The organism is Mesorhizobium sp. M2A.F.Ca.ET.039.01.1.1 (assembly GCF_003998035.1).
Lineage (GTDB): Bacteria > Pseudomonadota > Alphaproteobacteria > Rhizobiales > Rhizobiaceae > Mesorhizobium.
Genome location: NZ_RZRY01000819.1, coordinates 1 through 2,505, shown reverse-complemented (window position 1 = coordinate 2,505; position 2,505 = coordinate 1). Strand labels below are relative to the sequence as shown.

Genomic DNA, 2,505 nt, shown 5'->3' with positions numbered 1-2,505 from the left:
ACATGATCTGGCGAAAACCAGGGGAGCGGCGTGCACTTCATCTTTTTGTCGGCTCGTGGGGCTGGTCCTGTGCAGCAATGCGTCGATGGTTTACTTCGCTTTGGATTCGCTCCGTGTGGCAGTCGTCACGACGCTGGCCTGTTCGCTGCTGCTTCAGGCCGGCTCCTTCGGCCGCGTGCTCTTTCTGATCTGGCAGTCCTCTAGCCGCGCTCGTGGAACTCGCCACAGGGGCCAGCATGCCGATGGTTACAGGAAAGCTCGGGTACCAGTCGTCTGACTCTGATCAACTGCGGAATGCAATTTTCAGCTGTGTCCCGGCTTGGTCGAATGCCCAGCATGTGCTGCTGCTTTGATGCGCGGATGACAGGATCAGTGCTCAGACCCACACCAATTTTGGTCACCCTCTGATGACTGAGCTGATCGTATAGGGAATCTGTGTTCGGCTAACACGCGACCATACCCCTGGGCTGACCGGTGCGTAGCCGGTTCAGGTACTTTTTTGCTGGAGATAGCATGCTGGAAAAATTCGAACGTTATCCGCTCACCTTTGGACCCACGCCGATCGAGAGGCTCGACCGCCTCGGCAAGCATCTGGGCGACAAGGTGGAAATCTACGTCAAACGCGAGGACTGCAACTCCGGTCTCGCGTTCGGCGGAAACAAGCTGCGCAAGCTCGAATACATTGTGCCCGACGCGATCGCGTCAGATGCCGATACGCTCGTCACAATCGGTGGCGTGCAGTCCAACCATACGCGCATGGTCGCTGCGGTCGCCGCCAAGATCGGCATGAAATGCCTCCTGGTCCAGGAGAGCTGGGTCCCACATGATGATGCTGTCTACGACCGGGTCGGCAATATCCTCTTGAGCCGCATCATGGGGGCAGAGGTGCGCCTGGTTGACGAGGGCTTTGACATCGGCATCCGCCGCAGCTGGGAAAAGGCACTTTATGAAGTCAAGGCAAGGGGCGGCAGGCCATATGCGATACCTGCCGGCGCCTCTGTCCACAAATACGGCGGCCTGGGCTATGTGGGGTTCGCTGAGGAGGTGCGTGCCCAGGAAGAGCAGCTTGGGTTTGCCTTCGACTATATCGTCGTCTGTACGGTGACTGGTTCAACCCACGGCGGCATGCTCGTCGGGTTCGCCAAGGATGGTCGACAGCGCAACGTGATCGGTATCGATGCCTCCGCCATGCCCGCCAAGACCAAGGCGCAGGTGCTCGGCATCGCCCAAAATACAGCGAAGCTCGTCCACCTCGGAGCGGAAATTGTCGAGGCAGACGTGGTGTTGTTCATGGACTACGCGTACCCGGGTTATGGCGTTCCATCGGAGGAAACCAAAGAGGCAATCCGTTTGTGCGCGCGGCTCGAGGGCATGATTACGGACCCCGTTTACGAGGGCAAATCGATGCAAGGGATGATCGACCTCGTCCAGAGGGGCTTCTTTCCACAGGGATCGAGGGTCCTCTACGCACATCTAGGCGGCGCGCCGGCGATCAACGGGTACGGCTACACCTTTCGCAACGGCTGACGTTCGGCAGTCTGCGATTCCGCGGTCGCGCTCGAACGTGGGTAGGTAGCGTCGTTCGAGCGCTTGGCTGGAGAAGTGGAGGCAGCGACGGGCATCCACTAATTGGTACCATTACGTGCTGTCGGGGCTCAACGCCACGCGCATTGAGCGCATGCCGCCGTTGGCAACCGCGAGGCGAATTTTGACTCCGGGGCAAGAATCCACACGCGGCGGTGGCGGCACGAGGACCAAGCCGGCGAGTTCGCGCTTTCGAACTGGCGCCAAACTGCCACTGCTCGAGGACCGAGGCCAGTCTAATCACAGGCGAGCCGTCCAAGCTCTCAAGAGATAGGGCGAAACCCGACAGCGGCAGAAGACATGTCGGGTTCACGACAATCGGCCGCATTTAGCCTCGTGGAGAATTTCAAAGCATTTCCCGCCGCTTACCGGAGCTGAGGGAATTGGCACCTCCGTTGCAGCTTGATGTGCGGCAACACGGTGAGAGCTTCGCTGAAGCAAGCCAGAGGGAGCGATGCCCTCGAGACCGTGTCCGATTTTGACGGGAAAATATTCCGCGACAAAAGAGACGAAAGGTGTGGAATGACTTTGGACACCAAGATGGAACTGCGTATGGGGTCCCCGGCTCCTGCGATCAAAGTGGAGAACTGGCTGCGTGGCGAGCCCCTCACGAACTTTCGGCCCGGCAAGGTCTACCTCGTTGAGTTTTGGGCGACTTGGTGCGGACCATGTGTCGACGCCATGCCCCATTTGATCGAACTGCAGGAGAAATATGAAGGCAGCGGATTTGAGGCGGTCGGAGTTGCCGCCTGCGAACAGGGTCCTACCGCAGACGAGGCGCGGACCAACGTGGATGCCTGGCTGACCGAGAAGTTCCCGAATCTGAATTATCGTATCGGGTTCGATTACATTGGCGAAATGAACAAGCTCTGGATGGATCCCAGCTCTTCGATTGGGATTCCCACCTCGTTCGTGGTCGAC

General features: G+C 58.9%; 3 protein-coding genes. All 3 read left to right on the top strand.

The features are described from left to right. Positions 1–277, top strand: a 277-nt coding sequence (locus tag EOA24_RS34180) for an exopolysaccharide production repressor protein (protein WP_348633096.1), incomplete at its 5' end; no start/stop codon positions are given. Positions 278–513: 236 nt separating this feature from the next. Further along, complete coding sequence (locus tag EOA24_RS34175; protein ID WP_024505903.1) at positions 514–1,527, top strand: 1-aminocyclopropane-1-carboxylate deaminase; 1,014 nt, start codon at positions 514–516, stop codon at positions 1,525–1,527. Positions 1,528–2,124: 597 nt separating this feature from the next. Then, positions 2,125–2,505, top strand: a 381-nt coding sequence (locus tag EOA24_RS34170; RefSeq protein WP_133374762.1) for a TlpA disulfide reductase family protein, incomplete at its 3' end; no start/stop codon positions are given.

What these genes read in the sequence shown, in the direction of transcription:
- EOA24_RS34175 (WP_024505903.1), top strand. Translation starts at nt 514, where the DNA reads ATGCTGGAAAAATTCGAACGTTATCCGCTCACCTTTGGACCCACGCCG.